The organism is Cupriavidus sp. 8B (genome assembly GCF_054589115.1).
In genome coordinates this window covers 89,733-107,049 of the sequence record NZ_BAAILO010000460.1, presented here as the reverse complement: position 1 = coordinate 107,049, position 17,317 = coordinate 89,733, and the positions used below count along the sequence as shown (strand labels likewise).

Annotated in this window: 18 protein-coding genes and 1 tRNA gene; 8 read left to right on the top strand and 11 right to left on the bottom strand. The window is 65.7% G+C overall.

Going from position 1 to position 17,317, the window contains the following annotated elements; translation table 11 throughout:
• Positions 1-13 precede the first annotated feature (13 nt).
• Both ACYP5B_RS44100 and ACYP5B_RS44095 read left to right on the top strand, forming a co-directional pair.
• Positions 14-1,402 (top strand): alkaline phosphatase, encoded by a 1,389-nt coding sequence (locus ACYP5B_RS44100; RefSeq protein WP_459573809.1) that lies wholly within the window; start codon positions 14-16, stop codon positions 1,400-1,402.
• A 115-nt stretch (positions 1,403-1,517) separates the two neighbouring features.
• Entirely contained in the window at positions 1,518-2,225 is a 708-nt protein-coding gene (locus ACYP5B_RS44095) for a hypothetical protein (RefSeq protein WP_400093727.1), read from the top strand.
• 340 nt (positions 2,226-2,565) lie between these two features.
• Here the strand turns inward: ACYP5B_RS44095 and ACYP5B_RS44090 are convergent.
• Positions 2,566-2,641 (bottom strand) — tRNA-Lys (locus ACYP5B_RS44090).
• A gap of 288 nt (positions 2,642-2,929) precedes the next feature.
• Between ACYP5B_RS44090 and ACYP5B_RS44085 the strand changes: the two genes are divergently transcribed.
• Positions 2,930-3,193 (top strand): DUF1488 family protein, encoded by a 264-nt coding sequence (locus tag ACYP5B_RS44085; protein WP_006159541.1) that lies wholly within the window; start codon positions 2,930-2,932, stop codon positions 3,191-3,193.
• 172 nt (positions 3,194-3,365) lie between these two features.
• Here ACYP5B_RS44085 and ACYP5B_RS44080 read toward each other — a convergent pair whose 3' ends face one another.
• The 3 genes from ACYP5B_RS44080 to xth all read right to left on the bottom strand — a co-directional run bounded on the left by ACYP5B_RS44080 (position 3,366) and on the right by xth (position 6,519).
• Positions 3,366-5,144 (bottom strand): SulP family inorganic anion transporter, encoded by a 1,779-nt coding sequence (locus tag ACYP5B_RS44080; RefSeq protein ID WP_459573835.1) that lies wholly within the window; start codon positions 5,142-5,144, stop codon positions 3,366-3,368.
• 32 nt (positions 5,145-5,176) lie between these two features.
• On the bottom strand, positions 5,177-5,626 hold the full coding sequence (gene hpaR, locus ACYP5B_RS44075; RefSeq protein ID WP_318233063.1) for a homoprotocatechuate degradation operon regulator HpaR: 450 nt from the start codon (positions 5,624-5,626) through the stop codon (positions 5,177-5,179).
• 95 nt (positions 5,627-5,721) lie between these two features.
• Positions 5,722-6,519 carry an exodeoxyribonuclease III gene (gene xth / locus ACYP5B_RS44070; protein WP_318233064.1) on the bottom strand — a complete coding sequence of 266 codons (798 nt, stop codon included), beginning with the start codon at positions 6,517-6,519 and terminating at the stop codon, positions 5,722-5,724.
• A 167-nt stretch (positions 6,520-6,686) separates the two neighbouring features.
• On the opposite strand from xth, the gene ACYP5B_RS44065 reads away from it, so the two are divergent.
• Both ACYP5B_RS44065 and ACYP5B_RS44060 read left to right on the top strand, forming a co-directional pair.
• The gene (locus ACYP5B_RS44065) at positions 6,687-6,944 is read left to right on the top strand and encodes a type II toxin-antitoxin system Phd/YefM family antitoxin (RefSeq protein ID WP_459573834.1); all 258 of its coding nucleotides are present in this window, start codon (positions 6,687-6,689) and stop codon (positions 6,942-6,944) included.
• Between the two features lie 9 nt (positions 6,945-6,953).
• On the top strand, positions 6,954-7,355 hold the full coding sequence (locus ACYP5B_RS44060) for a PIN domain-containing protein (protein ID WP_459573808.1): 402 nt from the start codon (positions 6,954-6,956) through the stop codon (positions 7,353-7,355).
• A 151-nt stretch (positions 7,356-7,506) separates the two neighbouring features.
• On the opposite strand, the gene ACYP5B_RS44055 is transcribed toward ACYP5B_RS44060, so the two are convergent.
• Positions 7,507-7,902, bottom strand: coding sequence for a hypothetical protein (locus ACYP5B_RS44055; RefSeq protein WP_459573807.1), 396 nt, complete (start codon positions 7,900-7,902; stop codon positions 7,507-7,509).
• Between the two features lie 45 nt (positions 7,903-7,947).
• Entirely contained in the window at positions 7,948-9,360 is a 1,413-nt protein-coding gene (locus ACYP5B_RS44050) for an MFS transporter (protein WP_459573806.1), read from the bottom strand.
• A gap of 144 nt (positions 9,361-9,504) precedes the next feature.
• Between ACYP5B_RS44050 and ACYP5B_RS44045 the strand changes: the two genes are divergently transcribed.
• Positions 9,505-10,395: a LysR family transcriptional regulator gene (locus ACYP5B_RS44045; protein WP_400093653.1), complete on the top strand. Its 891-nt coding sequence runs from the start codon at positions 9,505-9,507 to the stop codon at positions 10,393-10,395.
• On the opposite strand, the gene hutC is transcribed toward ACYP5B_RS44045, so the two are convergent.
• Complete coding sequence (gene hutC, locus ACYP5B_RS44040) at positions 10,392-11,105, bottom strand: histidine utilization repressor (RefSeq protein ID WP_318232658.1); 714 nt, start codon at positions 11,103-11,105, stop codon at positions 10,392-10,394. The two genes, ACYP5B_RS44045 and hutC, sit on opposite strands and share 4 nt — an antisense overlap.
• Before the next feature lie 263 nt (positions 11,106-11,368).
• Here hutC and ACYP5B_RS44035 point away from each other — a divergent pair, with 263 nt between their 5' ends.
• The gene (locus ACYP5B_RS44035; RefSeq protein WP_459573805.1) at positions 11,369-12,589 is read left to right on the top strand and encodes an MFS transporter; all 1,221 of its coding nucleotides are present in this window, start codon (positions 11,369-11,371) and stop codon (positions 12,587-12,589) included.
• Positions 12,590-12,623: 34 nt separating this feature from the next.
• On the opposite strand, the gene ACYP5B_RS44030 is transcribed toward ACYP5B_RS44035, so the two are convergent.
• Together ACYP5B_RS44030 and folD are read right to left on the bottom strand one after the other, a co-directional pair.
• The gene (locus tag ACYP5B_RS44030) at positions 12,624-14,738 is read right to left on the bottom strand and encodes a M3 family metallopeptidase (protein ID WP_400093649.1); all 2,115 of its coding nucleotides are present in this window, start codon (positions 14,736-14,738) and stop codon (positions 12,624-12,626) included.
• A 152-nt stretch (positions 14,739-14,890) separates the two neighbouring features.
• Positions 14,891-15,742 carry a bifunctional methylenetetrahydrofolate dehydrogenase/methenyltetrahydrofolate cyclohydrolase FolD gene (gene folD, locus ACYP5B_RS44025; RefSeq protein WP_267606241.1) on the bottom strand — a complete coding sequence of 284 codons (852 nt, stop codon included), beginning with the start codon at positions 15,740-15,742 and terminating at the stop codon, positions 14,891-14,893.
• A gap of 98 nt (positions 15,743-15,840) precedes the next feature.
• On the opposite strand from folD, the gene ACYP5B_RS44020 reads away from it, so the two are divergent.
• On the top strand, positions 15,841-16,179 hold the full coding sequence (locus tag ACYP5B_RS44020; protein WP_400093647.1) for a hypothetical protein: 339 nt from the start codon (positions 15,841-15,843) through the stop codon (positions 16,177-16,179).
• Positions 16,180-16,237: 58 nt separating this feature from the next.
• Here ACYP5B_RS44020 and ACYP5B_RS44015 read toward each other — a convergent pair whose 3' ends face one another.
• Positions 16,238-16,870: a response regulator transcription factor gene (locus ACYP5B_RS44015; protein WP_006155997.1), complete on the bottom strand. Its 633-nt coding sequence runs from the start codon at positions 16,868-16,870 to the stop codon at positions 16,238-16,240.
• Positions 16,871-16,990: 120 nt separating this feature from the next.
• The coding region (locus ACYP5B_RS44010) for a sensor histidine kinase (protein WP_459573804.1) at positions 16,991-17,317 on the bottom strand (327 nt) is incomplete at its 5' end.

Sequence of the window (17,317 nt, the reverse complement as noted above, 5' to 3'; positions counted from 1 at the left end):
ACGGAATAAAACCATGAAAAATACGATGATCGGCCTGTCGGCTGCCGCGCTGGCCGCCGCCTGCCTCGCCACGCCCGCGCTGGCCGCGGGTGAAGCCCGCAACGTGATCTTCTTCCTTGGTGATGGCATGGGCCCCACCACGGTCACCGCCTCGCGCATTTACAAGTATGGCGAGAGCGGCAAGCTGAACATGGAATCGCTCAAGCGCACCGCGCGCATCAAGACCTATTCGAACGATGCGCAGACCACCGACAGCGCGCCGTCGATGGCGGCCTACATGACCGGCGTCAAGATGAACAACGAAGTCATCTCGATGTCGGCCGACACAAAGGCCAGCGATGCCACCGGCAAGGGCTATGTGTCGGGCTCCGACACCACCTGCCCGGCAGGCAACGGCTCGCCGGTGACCACTTTGCTGGAGTTGTCCAAGGGCGCCGGCAAGGCGGTGGGGGCGGTCACCACCACGCGTGTCACACACGCCACGCCGGCAGCCACCTTCTCGCATATCTGCCATCGCGACGGCGAGAACCAGATCGCGGCCCAGGCCACGCCCGGCAACGCACTCTTCAATCCTGCGCTCAAGGATGGCCTCGACGTGCTGCTGGGCGGCGGGCTGCGCCACTTCATTCCCCTGGGCGCCACCGGCACCAAGCGCACGGATGCCACCGACCTGACCGCACAATTCCAGAGTGCCGGCTACACCTATGTCAACACCGGCACGGCGCTGCGCGCGGTGGATCCTGCCGCCACCGGCAAGCTGCTCGGCCTGTTCAACCTCGACCACATGAACTACGAACTGGATCGGGTCAAGAACAACGTCGACGAGCCTAGCCTGGCCGACATGACGGAGAAGGCCATCCGGGTCCTGGGCAAGAATCCCAAGGGCTATTTCTTGATGGTGGAAGGCGGCCGCATCGACCACGCGCTGCACGGCACCAACGCCAAGCGCGCCCTGGAAGACACCATTGCCTTCGACGACGCCATCAAGCGCGCGCTGTCGATGGTCGACCTATCCAACACCCTGGTGGTGGTCACGGCGGATCATGACCACACCATGACCATCAATGGCTATTCGCATCGCGGCAACCCCATCCTGGGCAAGACCACCGATGTGAAGACCAAACAGCCGCAGGCCGCGGCCGACGGCAAGCCCTATACGACCCTGGTGTTCGGCAACGGCGGTACCCCACGCAAGCCGACGCGCGACGACCTGACCTCGGTGGACACGACGGATGATGCGTATCTGCAGGAAGTCGGTGTGTTGCTGGGTACCCCGGGCGCGGAAACTCATGGTGGCGGCGACGTGATGCTGTTTTCCGGCGGTGCGGGCAGCGCGCCGCTTAAGGGCACCTTTGACAACACGAAGGTGTTTGGCGTGGTCAAGACGGCGCTGGGCTTCTAACGCCGACGACCCGACGAACTGAGGTGCATTGCACGCCGGCACTCTGCCGGCGTGCCCATATCCCGAGAACGAGATGCAAGCTTGCAGCATATCTGGCCGACCTACCACTCGGCCCATGGCCGCCTTTTTAGCGCGCCGGACGATCTCTCTGCCAGGTGGCCTGCTGGTCTGCCTGGCCGCCATCGCGAGCCCCGCGGCGCTTGCCGCGTCAGCCAAGACACCCCTCGCGCTGCGCGTCGAGCATCAGCTTTCGTCGCAGGGTAGTGACGGCGTCAAGCGCGACGTCGCCTTCGCGGAGCACGTCTACCGCTCCGGCGACGCTGTGTGGATCGAACGCGAACTGCCACCCGGGGCAGGGCATGCAGCTGAGCATGCCTCGGCCGGCGCCGGCCACAAGCATGCCGATCTGTCCACGGCGGCCCGTTGGATCGAACAACCGCCCGGGGGAAAGCTATCGGTGCGCTTGGTCAGCGATCCTTTGAAAAAGACCTTCGCTGTCAACCCGGCAGAATACGGCAATATCGGCTTTGACGGCTCCTGGGCCACTGCCTACCATCTGCTGGATCCGGCTGCGCTCAAGAAAATGAAGGCGGTGGGGCCAATACGCGGCGGCGCGCAGCAATACCAATTGCGGCGCGCGGATGAATCCGTCATGGTTTTGTGGGACGTCGCGGGGCAGTATCCGCGCTCAGTGCAGTCGCGCAGTGCCGGGGGAAAGTCCACCAAGTACACGCGGGTGACCGTCGTGGCCACACCGCAGCGCGCGCCATGGGCACGCACCGCGCACTACACGCGCGGCGAGTACACCGATCTCATGGACTGAGGACGCTCACCTGGTGCAACGTGTACATTGCGCTCCCCGTGGGCGCCTGCGGACGCACGCGCGGTGGTGGTCGTGGTTTCAAGGGGGGGCGGTGGCGGAGGCAGTTCCATACCCTGGGATAGGCTGTGCAAGAATTTGCTCAACCAACCCGCTGAGGTGACGCGCTCTTCGCAGCCGAGCCACAAGCGCGGCGCCTCGCCCAGTGGCCGCTCCCACCACTGGGCTCGCGTCCATTCGCCGGATCAATCCTTCTCGATCCCGGGACTGGGGGCCGACAGAAGTGGAGCGCCAATGGAAAAAGCCGGAAAAGCATTGCTGCTTTCCGGCTTTTAGAATTCGCTGGTGGGGCGTGAGTGACTCGAACACTCGACCTACGGATTAAGAGTCCGCTGCTCTACCAACTGAGCTAACGCCCCAACGAAGAAAAAGATTGTATCACCGTTTTTGAGTTTGTCAAACCCCCTACGTAATTTTTCCTGCGCGAGGGTGCTCTGGAAATACCACGTGCGAATTCGCCGTCGTGCGTGCAACGCCCTGGCAGCCTTGTTCCTGCGCCATGCACCGAACACAGGCATTCACGCCGCGGGAACTCGCCCGAGGCTTCGGTAGTCTTGCTTGGGGGCGAGCGAGGCGTAGGCCTTTGCGGACGAGTCGGGCCGACCCATGTTAGGATGATTCTTCACTTGCAATGGAGGGCTGCACCGATGGATATCAAGTTCCAAGAGCAAGAGCGTTACGATATCAACAATGAAGGCTTGCTATTTCACGCCGTTGTCGACGGCCAACCAGTCACCTGCGTGGTGACCCGTGAAGCGCTGTGGGAAGGCTTCAGTGCCGACCAGGTGTTGTCGCTGGAAGAGGCATTCCGCGCCGGGCGTGAAACCATCGAGCGTGCTGCGGTGGTGCTGATCGAGCAGGGCGCTGCCCAGCCAGTGGTAGTCAAGCGCGCCCATGTGGCGCCGCTCTGAAGCGGATCCCAGTCCGGGCCGGTCATCGGTCCGATCCCGGGCTACCGCTTCAAGTCATTGCGGCTTCTCGCCGCCTGGCGCCGGTTTCCCGCCGGCGTTTCTCTTTTTCATTCCCGCCGCTCATCACTGATCTTCCCGGTCTCGCTGGTTGCATTGATCGCGCTGGTCACACTCAAGCCGGTTTTGCCTGATAGCTCGGCCCGCCCGGGCGGCTTGCGCATTCTTCGAAGATGCGTGCCTGGCATTGCGCACAGCCTGCGGGATCGAGGCGTGCAATGATGGTGTGCAGCGCCTGCCGCTTGGTGGAAAAGATGTGGCCCTCGCCCAGCTTCAGCGCGAAGCCGGTCTGGTCCCACGTCTGCAGCACCTGCGTGCGCGGACGATGGAAATACAGGTCGCCGCCAGTGGCGCGCCGCTCGCTCAGCTCGCTTTCCCACATCTCGGCGCCGGCCAGGTCGATGAAGTTCATGCTCTTGGTCATGGCCAGCAGATGGATCTGGCCGGGGTAGGCGCTGCGTGCCTCGTGCAAGCGGTCCGTCACGTACTGGACCGCGCCGAAGTAGATCGCGCCTTCCATGCGCAGCAGCTTTAGCTGGGGGCATTCCGGTTGCGGACGATGCAGTTCGTCGAGCGGCGTGAAGCGCCGGTCGGGGTCGTCGGCGTCCGGCACCAGGCTGCGCACCGCCGGGCGCGAGGTGCGATAGAGATAGGCCACCAGCGACAGGATGGTGCCGAGCAAGACCGCCATCTCCAGGCGGATGGCCAGCGTGGCGACAAAGGTGCTGATGGCGATGGCGAATTCCGTGCGGCTCAGGCTGGCAATACGGCGCAGCCGGCTGAAATCGAACAGGCCCCAGGCCACCAGCAGCAACATCGCGGCGATGGCGGCCAGCGGGATCTGCGCCAGCAGCGAGGCACTGGCCATGACCAGCACCACCAGCAACAAGGCCGAGAAAATGCTGGCCAGCGGCGTCTGCGCGCCGGCCTCGTAGTTGGGCATGGAGCGGTTCAGCGAGCCGCAGGAAATATAGGCGGAGAACAAGCCACCCGCGATATTCGACAGCCCCTGCCCGATGAACTCGCGGTTGGCATCGATGTGCTGGCCCGAGCGCAGCGCCACCGCCTTGGCGATCGAGATCGACTGGCCGAGCGCCACGATGGTCAGCGCTGCGGCAATGCCCAGCAGGTCGGGGATCGCCTGCCAGGAAATACTCGGCAGGTGGAAGGGCGGGATGGCCGACGGAATCGGGCCGACCACATTGACGTGGAGCGCCCCCGCGCTCCAGCCCGGCGCGTTGAGCAGCAGGGCGACGCCGTAGCCCGCCAGCAGGCCGATCAGCATGAAGGGCAGGCGGCGCGAGATGCGCTTCACCGCGATGGTCACCGCCAGCGTGATCGCGGCGACCGTGAACGCGCTCCAGTTGATGCCGTCGGCATTGTCCAGCAGGAAGCGCACCACACCGAAGGCGCTCGTGCCCGTCGGCACGGCCAGCCCGAACAGGTCCTTGAGCGCATAGAGCCCGATCAGCGTCGCCGCGCCGCACGTGAAGCCAAGCAGCACCGAGGGCGAGATGAAGTTGGCCAGCGTGCCAAGGCGCAAGGTGCCCACGGCAAGCTGCAGCAAGCCAACCATGATGGTGACGGCGAGCGCCAGGTTGATGTACTCGGGACTGCCGGCAAATGCCACCGGGCTCAGCATGGCGAACAGCGCCAGCGAGTTGGCGTTGGTCGGGCCGGACATGACATGCCAGCTGGAGCCGAACAAGGCCGCCACGATGCAGGGTATGACCGCCGCGTAGATGCCGTATTGCGGCGGCAGGCCGGCGAGCGTGGCAAAGGCCACGCCCTGCGGCAGCACCAGCACCGCGCCGAGCAGGCCCGCAACCACGTCCGCACGCAAGGAGGCGCGGCTCACGCGGTGACGCCATGCCGGCAACAGGCGCCCGAGCATCCGGTCGCTTGTGCCCCGCGCAGCCGGGGCGGTCATGCTTGCGGGTCTCGCTCGCCGAGGCTCACCAGCAATTCGTCGATGGCGCCATAGACCTTGCCCAGCCGCTCGGCGCCGATCATCTGCTCGAGCTCCTCATAGCGGCGGTCGATCAGCGGCTCCATCTCGGCGATCAGGGCGCGGCATTTGTCGGTCAGCGCGATCAGCTGGCGGCGCTGGTCCGTGGTCGAGCGCGAGCGCAGGATCAGGCCCGCTTCCTCCATGCTCGACAGCATGCGGGTAAGGCTCGGGCTCAGGATCAGGCAGGCATCGGCGAGCTGGTTGGGCTCCATCTCGCCTTGCTCGTTGAGGGTGCGCACCACGCGCCATTGCTGCTCGGTCATGCCGTGCTGGCGCAGGATGGGCCGAAAGCCCGCCATCAACGTTTCGCGGGCTTGCAGCAGCAGGTGGGGGAGGTTGCGGTGGCGGAAGGTGGCCGGTTTCATGCCCGCAAGTGTAGCCGTGCAGCCGCCCGGACGCGAGCCGGTGGCTACCCGGATATGCTGAGCGCTGGCTGGGCGGCTGGCTCTGGCGCAACGCCTCAGCCCAGGTCGAGCGTGGCCACCACCGGCGTGTGGTCCGACGGCTGTTCCCAGGTGCGCGGCACGCGATCGATCACGCAGGCGCTGCACGCCTCGCGCAGGGCCTGCGACAACAGGACGTGGTCGATGCGCAGGCCGGCGTTGCGGCGGAACGCAAACATGCGGTAGTCCCACCAGGAAAAGCTCTTCTCCGGTTGCTCGAACATGCGGAACGCGTCGGTCAGCCCAAGCGCCTCCAGCGCCCGGAACGCGTCGCGCTCCGGCGGTGACACCAGGTTCTGCCCCTCCCACTTCTTGGGATCGTGCACATCCCGGTCTTCGGGCGCGATATTGAAGTCGCCCAGCAGCGCGAGCTTCGGGTACTTCACCATCTCCTCCTGCAGCCACGCGGTGATCGCCTTCAGCCAGCCCAGCTTGTAGGTGAACTTGTCGGAGTCCGGGGCCTGCCCGTTGGGGAAGTACGCGCACACCAGGCGCACGTCGCCATAGGTCGCCGCCACTACGCGCTGCTGGGCGTCGTCGAAGCCGGGGATATTGCGCACCACGTCGGTTGGCGTCGCCATGGTGGCATTGCGCGCCAGGATCGCCACGCCGTTGTACGTCTTCTGGCCGGTGAACACGCTGTGGAAGCCCGCGCTCTCCAGCTCGGCCAGCGGGTACTTGTCGTCCGGCATCTTCAGCTCCTGCAGGCACAGGGCATCGATCGGCGTGTCGGCCTTTTCCTGCTCGATCAGCCAGTCCAGCACCTGCGGTAGCCGGACCTTGAGCGAGTTGACGTTCCAGGTTGCGATTCTCATGTTTGTCCTAGCTATTTGAAAATTAGTGCGAGCGGGGCGTAGTGTTATCGGGGCCCGCCATGCCGGCCTGTAGTTTTATCACGCCTCGGCTGAAAGTCCACTTCCGCTTGACCGCATGCATCGCACGGGTGTGCTAGACTGGTCAGATAACTAGTCATTCTGTGATCATGAAAACCTGGCCTGTGCAAGACGCCAAAGCGCGTTTCAGCGAATTCCTCGATGCGTGCCTATCGGACGGGCCGCAAATGGTGACCAGGCGCGGTGCCGAAGCAGCCGTGCTCGTGCCGGCGGCGGAGTGGCGCCGATTGCAAGCCGCCGCAAGGCCGTCCCTCAAGGCGTTGCTGCTGTCGGATAGCGCGCGTACCGAGTATCTGGTGCCGTCGCGTGGTGCGGCGCGCCGTCGGCGCGTCGTGCCAATTCGATAAGCGGCTCGCATGTATCTGCTCGACACCAACGTCATTTCCGAACTGCGCCGGCCTCGCCCGCATGGGGCGGTTGTCGCCTGGCTCCAGTCGGTAGCCGACAGCGCCCTGCATTTGTCGGCCGTCACCCTCGGCGAGATCCAGGCCGGCATCGAACTGACGCGCGATCAGGACGCCGCGAAGGCGGACGAGATCTCGCAGTGGGCCGATCAGGTCTGCGCCGCGTATAACGTGCTTCCCATGGATGCGCAGACTTTCCGCCTGTGGGCATGCCTCATGCACGGCCGCTCTGAAGATGCGATGATCGCGGCCACGGCGAAGCGGCACAAGCTCACCGTGGTAACGCGCAACGTCAGCGACTTCGCGCATTTTGCCGTCGACGTATTCAATCCGTTTGAACCGAGTCCGGGCTGAGGGAGGCCCGAAAAAGCTGCGCGTTGATTCGCCTGGGGTGTGGTTGGGCAGTGGAAGGGGCAGCGTTGATCGGCTTCTACTACATCAGGCAGCGCGCTTGCAGCGTGTTGCGCCGGCGGTGCGCGGATGCAACCTGCCTGGGCCAGAATCCTCAGGCCCAGGTCTCATGCAAGTGTCGCCACGTGATACGCGCATCGTCCCCAGCCACGAACAGCGCTGTGGCAAGCCGTTCGGACGCGCCAGTGTTCCAGGCCTGCGTCTCCCGGTAGCTGACCGTGGCCGAGCGCGCGTCCACCTGCACAAGCGTCAATTCATCGATCTTGATCTGCAGCCCGGGCCGGGCGCCGCGCAGCCGTGCGAACAGCGCGGGAAAGCCGCCTTGCTCCATGCGCGCACCGGTTGGCGAGATCATGCTGAAGCCCGGCCCAAACCGTTGCAGCAGTGTTTCTAATACGGCGTCGGGGCAATCGGCGCTCGACAGCCATTGTTCGATCAGCACATGGGTCTCAGCAACTTCAAGCAGGCAAAGCTTTGCGAGGTCAGGCATGGATGGGTGTTCCTTTGAGAGTAGGCGGGCGGGTTGCCCTGGAGGTTAGCGAGGCGTTGCTGATGCCGCTGGCTGGCGCTCATGTCCGTCGTCCAGGCGCCAGACGACAAGCAGCGGCACGAGGGTGCATAAGCTGGCGATGAGAAAACACCCATGGAATACCTGCGTCAGCACGAGGGCGCCGCGTGCCAGGGCGAGGTCGGCGATGCCTTGCCGGGCCAGCAGTTGCCCCAATAAAAGGCTGGCCAGGGCGACGCCGGCGCAAAACGACAATTGACGATTCAGGTTCCATATTGCGCTGGCACGGCCCATCCACGCCGGGGCCACATTCAGCAGCGCCAGGGTTTGCGCAACGCTTGAGCAGATGCCGCCGCCAGCCCCCATCAGCGCGAAGGCGGCCACCATGCGCAGCGTGTCGCCAGCTTCGCTCACGGTCGCCAGCATGGCGATGCCCGCCGCGTGCGCGCCGAGAGCCGGCAGCAGCAGGACGCGGGACCCCAGCCTGCTGAAGAGCCGCCCGGCCAGCGTCATCCCCGCTGCGGCCGCCAGGGCGTAGGGAATCATCAGGGCCCCTGCATCGACGGCCTTCAGGCCTAGCGCGCTTTGCATGAAGAACATATTGAGCAGGCTGACGCCGGTAAACACGCCGGGCACGAACAGGTAGACGACCATGGCTGCCCGTAGCAGCGGATCACGCAGCACGCGCAAATCCAGGACCGGGTGCTGCCGCCGGCGTACATGCCGCAAAAGCAGCAAGCCGGCGGCGACGCCGCCTGCGACGAGCACGGTGCCCACGCTAGTGTCCCCGACATGCTCGAAACGCGACATGCCGATCAGCAGCAGCGCAAGCGACAGGCTGACCAGCCCCATGCCGGCAAGGTCTGGCTGGTGTCCTTGGATGTTCTCGCCTGGCCGCAGCCAGAGCACGGCAAGCACAAGCGCCACCAGGGCCAACGGGACGTTGAGCCAGAAGACCCAGTGCCATCCCAGGCTGTCCACGACGTAGCCGCCCACCAGGGGAGACAACGCTGGCGCGAGTAGTGCGCAGGCCATCACCATCACCGACAAACGCGCGCGCTCGGCCTGGGGGTAGAGCCGGTACGTCATGGCTTGCCCGACAGGAATCAGAAGCCCGCCCCCCAGGCCCTGCAGCAACCGCCACGCGATCAGCGCCTCGATGCTGCCGGCGAATCCGGCGCCGGCCGCGGCCAGCGAAAAAATCCCCAGCGATGCCACGAAGATCGCCTTGTCGCCGTAGCGGCCCGCCAACCACGTGCTTGCCGGGATGACCAGCGTCAGCCCCAGCGTGTAGGCATTGGCCACCCACGCGACGGCCCCAACGGACGTTTGCAGCGACTGGCCGATATCGGGAAACGCGACCGACGCCATGAACATGTTGACCAGGTCGATAAAGAAGCCAAGGAGGTAGACCAACGCAACGCGTGATTTGTAGGGCATGGGAAAGTCGTGCAATGGCGGCGCGCGCCATGCAGGTTCAGGCGGGAAGACGGCATTCTAGAAACCCTGGAGAGATAAAAAAACAACCTTGCGGCCGATATACTGTTCTCTGATTTTTGACAATAGGCCTGGGCCGCTGAGAGCATGATCAACCTGAACCGTCTGGCGATGTTCGTGGCCGTGGTGGAATGTGGCTCGTTCACCGCGGCAGCCGACACGCTGGGCACCACCAAGGCCGTGGTCAGCTTCAACGTGAAGCAGCTGGAGCAAGAGCTGTCGGTGGCTTTGCTGACGCGCAGCACGCGGCGCCTGGCGCTGACGGAGGCGGGCGAGCGGTTCTTCCACGACTGCGCGGTCTTGTTGAGGCAGGCAGACGCGGCAGTGGAGCAGGTCCGGTCGGGACATTCGTCCTTCTCGGGCAGCTTGCGCGTGACGGCGTCAGTGGATTACGGCAATCTCGTCGTTGCCCCCGCGCTGGCCGGGTTTGCGCGCCTGCATCCCGATCTGCGGGTGAGCTACCAGGCCAGCTCGACCCACGCCGACCTGATCGCGGAGCGGCTGGACGTCGCCATCCGGGTGGGGCCGCTGGAAGACTCGGGGCACCGCGCTAACCCGATCGGGTATTTCAAGCTGGTGATCGTCGCCAGCCCGGCATTGCTGAGGACAAGCGGCACGCCCGATTCGCTGCAGGCGATGGCGGCGCTGCCGTGGCTCGCCAATCGCGCGGGGCAGAGCGGGCAATGGACCCTGTCCGACGCACAAGGCCAGTCGCACACGATCCGGGTCCGCAACGTGGCCCACGCGGATACGGCCTCGGCCTTGCTAGCGTTTGTGCTGGCCGGCTGCGGCGTCGCGGCGCTGCCCGAGTGGCTGCTTGGCGACCATCTCAAGAGCGGACGGCTCCAGATCCTGATGCCGGACCATGCCTTGCCAAGGACCGAGGTCTTCGCCGTCTATCCGGATACGCGGCACGTCAGCGCCAAGGTCCGCGGGTTTATCGACCATCTGCGCGCATCCGGGCCCGCAAAGGGCTAGGGCTTGAACGAGCCCTCGATGGTATAGCGCGACCCCGGATGCACCAGCCGCGCCAGCGTGATCGGCGAGCCCTGGCTTTCGGTGCGGCGGATCACGATCAGGCAGGGCTCGCTTGGCTTGACGCCCAGCAGCTCGGCCTCCTGCTCGGTGGGCAGTTGCGCCTCGATGGAGTATTGCGCCTCCCACAGCGGTGCCACGGTCAGCAGGTAATTGGTGGGTGTGGTCTTGGTGAAGTCCACGTCCAGGTAGTCAGGCGCGCGGGCGGGGTTGACGTAGCGATCCTCGCATAGCAGCGGTATGCCGTTCTCGCTATGCACGATCAAGGTGTGGAAGACCTTGCTGCCGACGGGCAATCCGATCCGCGCCGCCAATGCCTCGGTGACGACTTCGGCGCGCGCCATATGCACGTCCGAGCGGTGGCGGTGGCCCCGCTCCGTGATCTCGTCGTGCAGGTCGCGGATGGTCAGGGTGGACGACGCGCGATAGGGCTGGGTGGCGAACGTGCCCACGCCCTGCACGCGCTCGACCAGGCCTTCGGCCTGGAGCTCGCGCACCGCCCGGTTGGCGGTCATGCGGCTGACGCGGAACTGGGTGACCAGCTCGGATTCCGACGGCATCAGCGTGCCGGGCGGCCAGCGCCCGGCGCTGAGTCCGTCCTTCAGGTAGTTCTTGATGTGCGCGTAGGCGGCGGCGGGTGGCAGGTAGGTCATGGCACGCAGTTTACTTGACCACGCTTGTCTAGCCAATTTCCATTGGCGGGGATTTTCCGTTTTAACGTCGGCGTCCGCCAGGGAAAGGGCGGCGGCGGCCTTTGGTTTTGGCTTCGCTCAGGGTAATCCCGACTCGTTGATTTGTTGTCTTATCTTGTATATACAAGAATATGTGGCGCAATCGATGATTCGCGGTTGCGGGAAGCGCGGGAAGCGCGGGCGAAAGGGCTATCGGGGACGGCATGGCAACGGTGAGCACAAGGGTGAACGTATTTCCGGGTTGGTATGTGGTTGGCGCGACGCACGTGCTGCTGGCGCTCATATTTGGCGCCGCGTACTCGTTCGGCGCATTTTTCGCGAGCATCCAGGAGGGCTTCCGGGTGGGTAGTTCGTCGACGGCTTCGGTGTTTTCGTTCACCGCGCTTATTTACTACATGGTGGGCGTATTCTCGGGCTCCCTGGCCGACCGCATCTCCACCCGCCGGGTCATTGCGATGGGCATCGTCTTGCTGGCGCTGGGCTTTGCCATCGCCAGCGTCGTCACGGATTCGCTGGCGTGGTTCCTGGTTGCCTTCTGTTCGCTGGTGGGCCTGGGCGTCGGCCTGGTCTATGTGCCGGCGGTGACGGCGGTGCAGCGCTGGTTCGTCAGGCATCGCAGCAGGGCGTCGGGCCTTGCGCTGGCGGGCACCGGGCTTGGCACGTTTGTCGGGCCGGTGGTGGCGGGGCTGCTGATGGAGCAGATGAGCTGGCAGGCGACGATGCGTTGCTTCGCGCTGGCCATCGCCGTGGTCGGGCTGGCTATGGCGATGCTGCTAAAGGGGCGGCCGGAGGAGGCCGGTCTCCATCCCGATGGCGCGCCTGCGGCGCTTGGCACTGCCCATTCGCCCCTTCCATCCGGGCTCAGCCTGGCGCAGGCCGTGCGCGGCGGGCGATTCTGGTGGTACTTCGGCGCCATCCTGCTGGGCTCGGTCGGCCTGTTCGCCGCGCTGGTCCATATCCATCCGTACGCGCGGCAGCATGGCTTGTCTTCCACGGCGGGGAATCTGCTGATCGGGCTGGTGGGTGCCGGCAATATCCTGGGCCGCCTGTTGCTGGGCGGGCTGGGTGACAGGCTGGGTCCCGGGCGGCTGCTCTTGTGGCTGACGCTGATGCTCGCGCTGCTCAACGGCGTGTGGCTTGGGGCAACGAGCTTCCCGGCGCTGGCGCTGTTTGCCGTCCTGTTCGGCGCGGCCAACGGCGGCTGCATTTCCTTGTACCCGGCGCTGGCCGCGACATGGTTCGGCACGGCAAACCTTGGGGCGATCCTGGGGGCGTTGTATATCGCGGTGGGCATTGCCGCGATGGCGGGCGGCAGCCTGGCCGGCTGGCTTTTCGATGCCTACGGCAGCTACTCGGTGGCGATTGCGGCGAGCGGGTGCTGCGCATTGCTGTCGACCGCCTGCATTGCCCGTGCGAGCCACCATGAAAAAAGCGGCTCAGACTGAGCCGCTCAACGGGTTTTGCTGAAGGCGCTCTGCCTTACGCCACCGCCATGCCGCCGTGCCGCAGCAGTGCGTCGATCTGCGGCGCGCGGCCGCGGAACGCGGTGAACGATTCCATGGCCGGGCGGCTGCCGCCGACGGACAGGATCTCCCGGCGGTAGCGCGCGCCGGTCTCGGCGTCCAGCACCGTGCCGGAGAGCTTCGCGGCTTCCTCGAAGGCCGCGTAGACGTCGGCGGACAGCACTTCGGCCCACTTGTAGCTGTAGTATCCCGCCGCATACCCGCCGGCAAAGATATGGCTGAAGGTATTGGGCCAGCGCGAGAGCGGGTGCTGCGGCACCACGTGGGCGCGATCGTTGATCTCCCTCGACAGCGTCAGCACGGACTTCTCGCCCGCGGGGTCGAAGCTGGTGTGCAGGTGCATGTCGAACGACGAGAACACGATCTGGCGCAGCGTCATCATGCCGTTCTGGAAATTCTTCGCAGCCAGCATGCGCTCGAACAGGTCACGCGGCAGCGGCTCGCCGGTGTCGACGTGCGCGGTCATGTCAGCCAGCACCTCGTACTCCCAGCAGAAGTTCTCCATGAACTGCGAGGGCAGCTCAACGGCATCCCATTCCACGCCATTGATGCCGGACACCCCCAGCTCGCCCACCTGGGTGAGCATGTGGTGCAGGCCGTGGCCGAACTCGTGGAACAGCGTGATCACTTCGTCGTGGGTGAAGACCGCGGGCTTGCCGCCCACCGGCGCCGTGAAGTTGCAGGTCAGGTAGGCCACCGGGGTCTGCACGCGGCCGCCGTCGAGCTGCTTGCGGCCGCGGGCATCGTCCATCCATGCGCCGCCGCGCTTGCCTTCGCGGGCGTACAGGTCGATGTAGAACTGCGCCAGCAGCTCGCCCTCGGGCGAAACCACGCGGAAGAAACGCGCGTCAGCGTGCCACGTCTGGGCCTGGTCGGCTTCGATGCGCACCGAGAACAGCTTCTCCACCACGCTGAACAGGCCCTTGAGCACCTGCGGCTCGGGGAAGTATTGCTTGACCTCTTGCTCGGAGAACGCGTAGCGCTGCTCGCGCAGCTTTTCCGAGGCGTAGGCCACGTCCCAGGGCGACAGGTCATCCAGGCCCAGCTCGCTCGCGGCGAAGGCCTTGAGCTCGGCCCAGTCCTTCTCGGCGTACGGGCGCGCCTTGGCGGCCAGCTCGTCCAGGAAGCGCAGCACTTCGGCCGGCGATTCCGCCATCTTGGGCACCAGCGAGACCTCGCCGAAGGACGCGTAGCCGAGCAACTGCGCTTCTTCGCGGCGCAGCGCGAGCTGCTCGCGCATATTGGCCGTGTTGTCCCATTCAGCCTTGCCCTGGCCGTACTGCTCGGCCAGTTCCGAGGCGCGGGTGACGCTGGCCTCGTACATGGTCTGGCGCAGCGCGCGGTCGTCCGCGTACTGCAGTACCGGGAAGTAGGAGGGAAAGTGCAGGGTGAATTTCCAGCCCGGCTTGCCGTCCTTCATGGCGGCATGGCGCGCCGCTTCCAGCGCGTCTTCCGGGATGCCGCTCAGGCGGCTCTCGTCCTCGATCACCAGCGCGTAGGCATTGGTGGCATCCAGCACGTGGTCGGAGAAGGCCTTCGACAACTGGGCCTGCTGCTCCTGAATCGCGGCGAAGCGGGGTTTCTTGTCTTCCGGCAGTTCGGCACCACCCAGGCGGAAGCCGCGCAACTCGTTTTCCATCAGCTGGCGGCGGGCCGCGCTCATGGTGGCGAATTCGGGGCTGGCGGCGATTGCCTTGTACTTGTCGTAGAGCGCCAGGCTCTGGCCCAGCGAGGACCAGAACTCGGTCATGCGCGGCAGGTTGTCGCTGTGCGCCTGGCGCAATGCCGGCGTATCCGCCACCGCGCTCAGGTGGCCCACCACGCCCCAGGCGCGTCCCAGCGGCTCGGTGGCGGCTTCCAGCGCTTCCACGGCGTTGGCCCAGGTGGCTTCGGTGGCGGGGTCCTCGGCACGGTCGACGGCGGCTTGGGCGGTGGCCAGCAGCACGTCCAGCGCCGGGGCGATGTGCTCGGGGCGGATCTCGGAGAAACGCGGCAGGTCGGTGAAATCCAGCAGCGGATTGGCGCCGTCCGCGGTGTTTTCGGCGTTGGCTTGATTGGCGGCTTGGTCCATGGCGTCTCTCTTGGCAGGGCCGGTAAAGGCAATACCCCGCACATTGGGGCGGGGCGGCAGGTTTTCCAGTGCCAGGCAGCGCCGGGCGCACAAAGGCGCCGGCGCCGTCCGCGGCAGGCCGCGGGCGGCGGCCTCTACAGCATGCGCGACGTTTAGCCGGCTGCGCGCTCGGCAGCTTCCAGCGTATTGATCAGCAGCATCGTGATGGTCATCGGGCCAACGCCGCCCGGCACCGGCGTGATGTAGCCGGCTACTTCCTTGACGCCGTTGAAGTCGACATCGCCGCACAGCTTGCCGTTGTCGTCGCGGTTCATGCCGACGTCGATCACGGCCGCGCCGGGCTTGACCATGTCGGCGGTGATGATGTTGCGCCGTCCCACCGCGGCCACGATCACGTCCGCGTCACGGGTATGGGCAGCCAGGTCGCGCGTCTTGCTGTTGCAGATGGTGACGGTGGCGCCGGCCTGCAGCAGCAGCATCGCCATCGGCTTGCCGACGATGTTGGAGGCGCCGACCACCACCGCGCGGGCGCCGCGCAGCGGGAAATCGACCGATTCCAGCATCTTCATGCAGCCATAAGGCGTGCACGGGCGGAACAGCGGGGCGCCGGTCATCAGCGCGCCGGCATTGGCCACGTGGAAGCCGTCCACGTCTTTTTCCGGGGCGATCGCTTCGAGCACTTTGTGGCTGTCGATATGCTTGGGCAGCGGCAGCTGCACCAGGATGCCGTGGATGTGCGGGTCGCGGTTCAGGGCATCGATGCGGGCCAGCAGGTCGGCCTCGGAAAGGTCGGCGGGGTAGCGGTCGAGCGAGGAATGGAAGCCATTGTCGTCGCAGGCCTTGACCTTGTTGCGCACATAAACCTGGCTAGCCTGGTCTTCTCCTACCAGGACCACGGCCAGGCCGGGCCGGTGGCCGCGTTCGGTCAGGCGGGCGGCACGCTGGGCGGCTTCAGTGCGGAGTTGCTTGGCAAGGGCGTTGCCGTCGATGAGTTGGGCTGGCATGGGGGTGGGCGCTGGAGGGCTGGAGGTGGTCAAAGCGGAATTATAAAGGTTGACGCAACCCGGGGCGCAGGAGAGTAGGGCGCTGGTAGCATGGCCGCATGGATGCCCAGATACCTTTCGCCGTGGCCGCCGCGCCGGCCGAACAAGCCTGTCTCATCGTGCTCAGCCTGGCGGCAATGGCCTGGGCGCTGAGCCGCCGGCCCTGGCAACTGCTGCGGCGCGACGATTTGCACAATGGCTGGCTGGGTGCGCTGGTGTTGCTGGCGCTGCTATGGACGGTCCGCGCCACACTGCCGGGCGGGCTGGCGATCCAGCTTTTCGGCGCCACCTTGATGGTGACCCTGTTCGGGCTGCCGCTGGCGTTGGTGGCGGTGTTCGTGGTCTGCAAGCCGCAATGGGTCGCGACCTTTCGCGACGAGGCGTATCTCAGTCGTTGAACTGGCAGCCCCCCGCAGGCTCGGGGGGGGGCTGCCCTTGGGCGCTGGCTCAGCGATTTCAGCTGTTCTTGGACAGGGCCAGGCGCAGCAGGTCGGCCACGGTGTTGACGTTGAGCTTTTCCATGATGTTGGCGCGGTGCGCCTCCACGGTCTTGATGGAAATGCCCAGGTCGTCGGCGATCTGCTTGTTCAGCCGGCCTGCCACGATGCGCTCCAGCACCTGCTGCTCGCGCGTGGTGAGCTTGCCCAGCAGGTCCTTGGCGGCGCGCTGCTCACGGGCGGCGGAGTGGTCGGTGCGGGCCTTTTGCAGCATGCGTTCCACCAGCGAGCGCAGCTCGGACTCATCGAACGGCTTCTCGATAAAGTCGATCGCGCCCTTCTTCATGGTGGAGACCGCCATCGGCACGTCGCCGTGGCCGGTGATGAAGACGATCGGGATATTGATGTTTTCCGCGATCATGCGTTCCTGCAGCTCGGGCCCGCTCATGCCCGGCATCCGCACGTCCAGGATCAGGCAGGAGACCTGGCCCGAGTCATAGGCGGAGAGGAACTGTTCGGCGCTGGTAAAGCTGCGAACCTGGTAGCCATTGCCCTCCAGCAGCCAGGTCAGCGAGTCGCGCATGGCTTCATCGTCGTCGACGATGAAGACGGTCTCGCCGCGGTGGGAGGTGGGGTTTGGCGTTACGGTCATGAAGTCTCCTGGGACATCAAAGTCATTTGCCGCCAAGTGTAACCGGGCCGGGCGGCAAGCAACAGGGGCGGCCCGGGGCGCGCCTTGTCTTGTCGTTGCCGCGCGGCCCCGCCCGGCGCCTTATTGGTCGATCAGCGCCGGCTGCAGCGGCAGCATGATCTTGAACGTGCAGCCGATGCCGTCGGCATTGTTCTCCACCCACAGGCGCCCCTGGTGGGACTCGATGATGGAGCGGCAGATATTCAGGCCCATGCCCATGCCATCGGACTTGGTGCTGAAAAACGGCTCAAACAGGCGCTCCTTCGTGGCCTCGTCGACGCCGGGGCCCTGGTCGATCACGTCGATGCGCATGTTCGGCCCGATCTCGCCCGGCTCGATGCGCGCGTGCAGGCGCACCACGCCGGTGGCGCGCAGCGCCGGCAGCCCGGCCATGGCCTCGACGGCGTT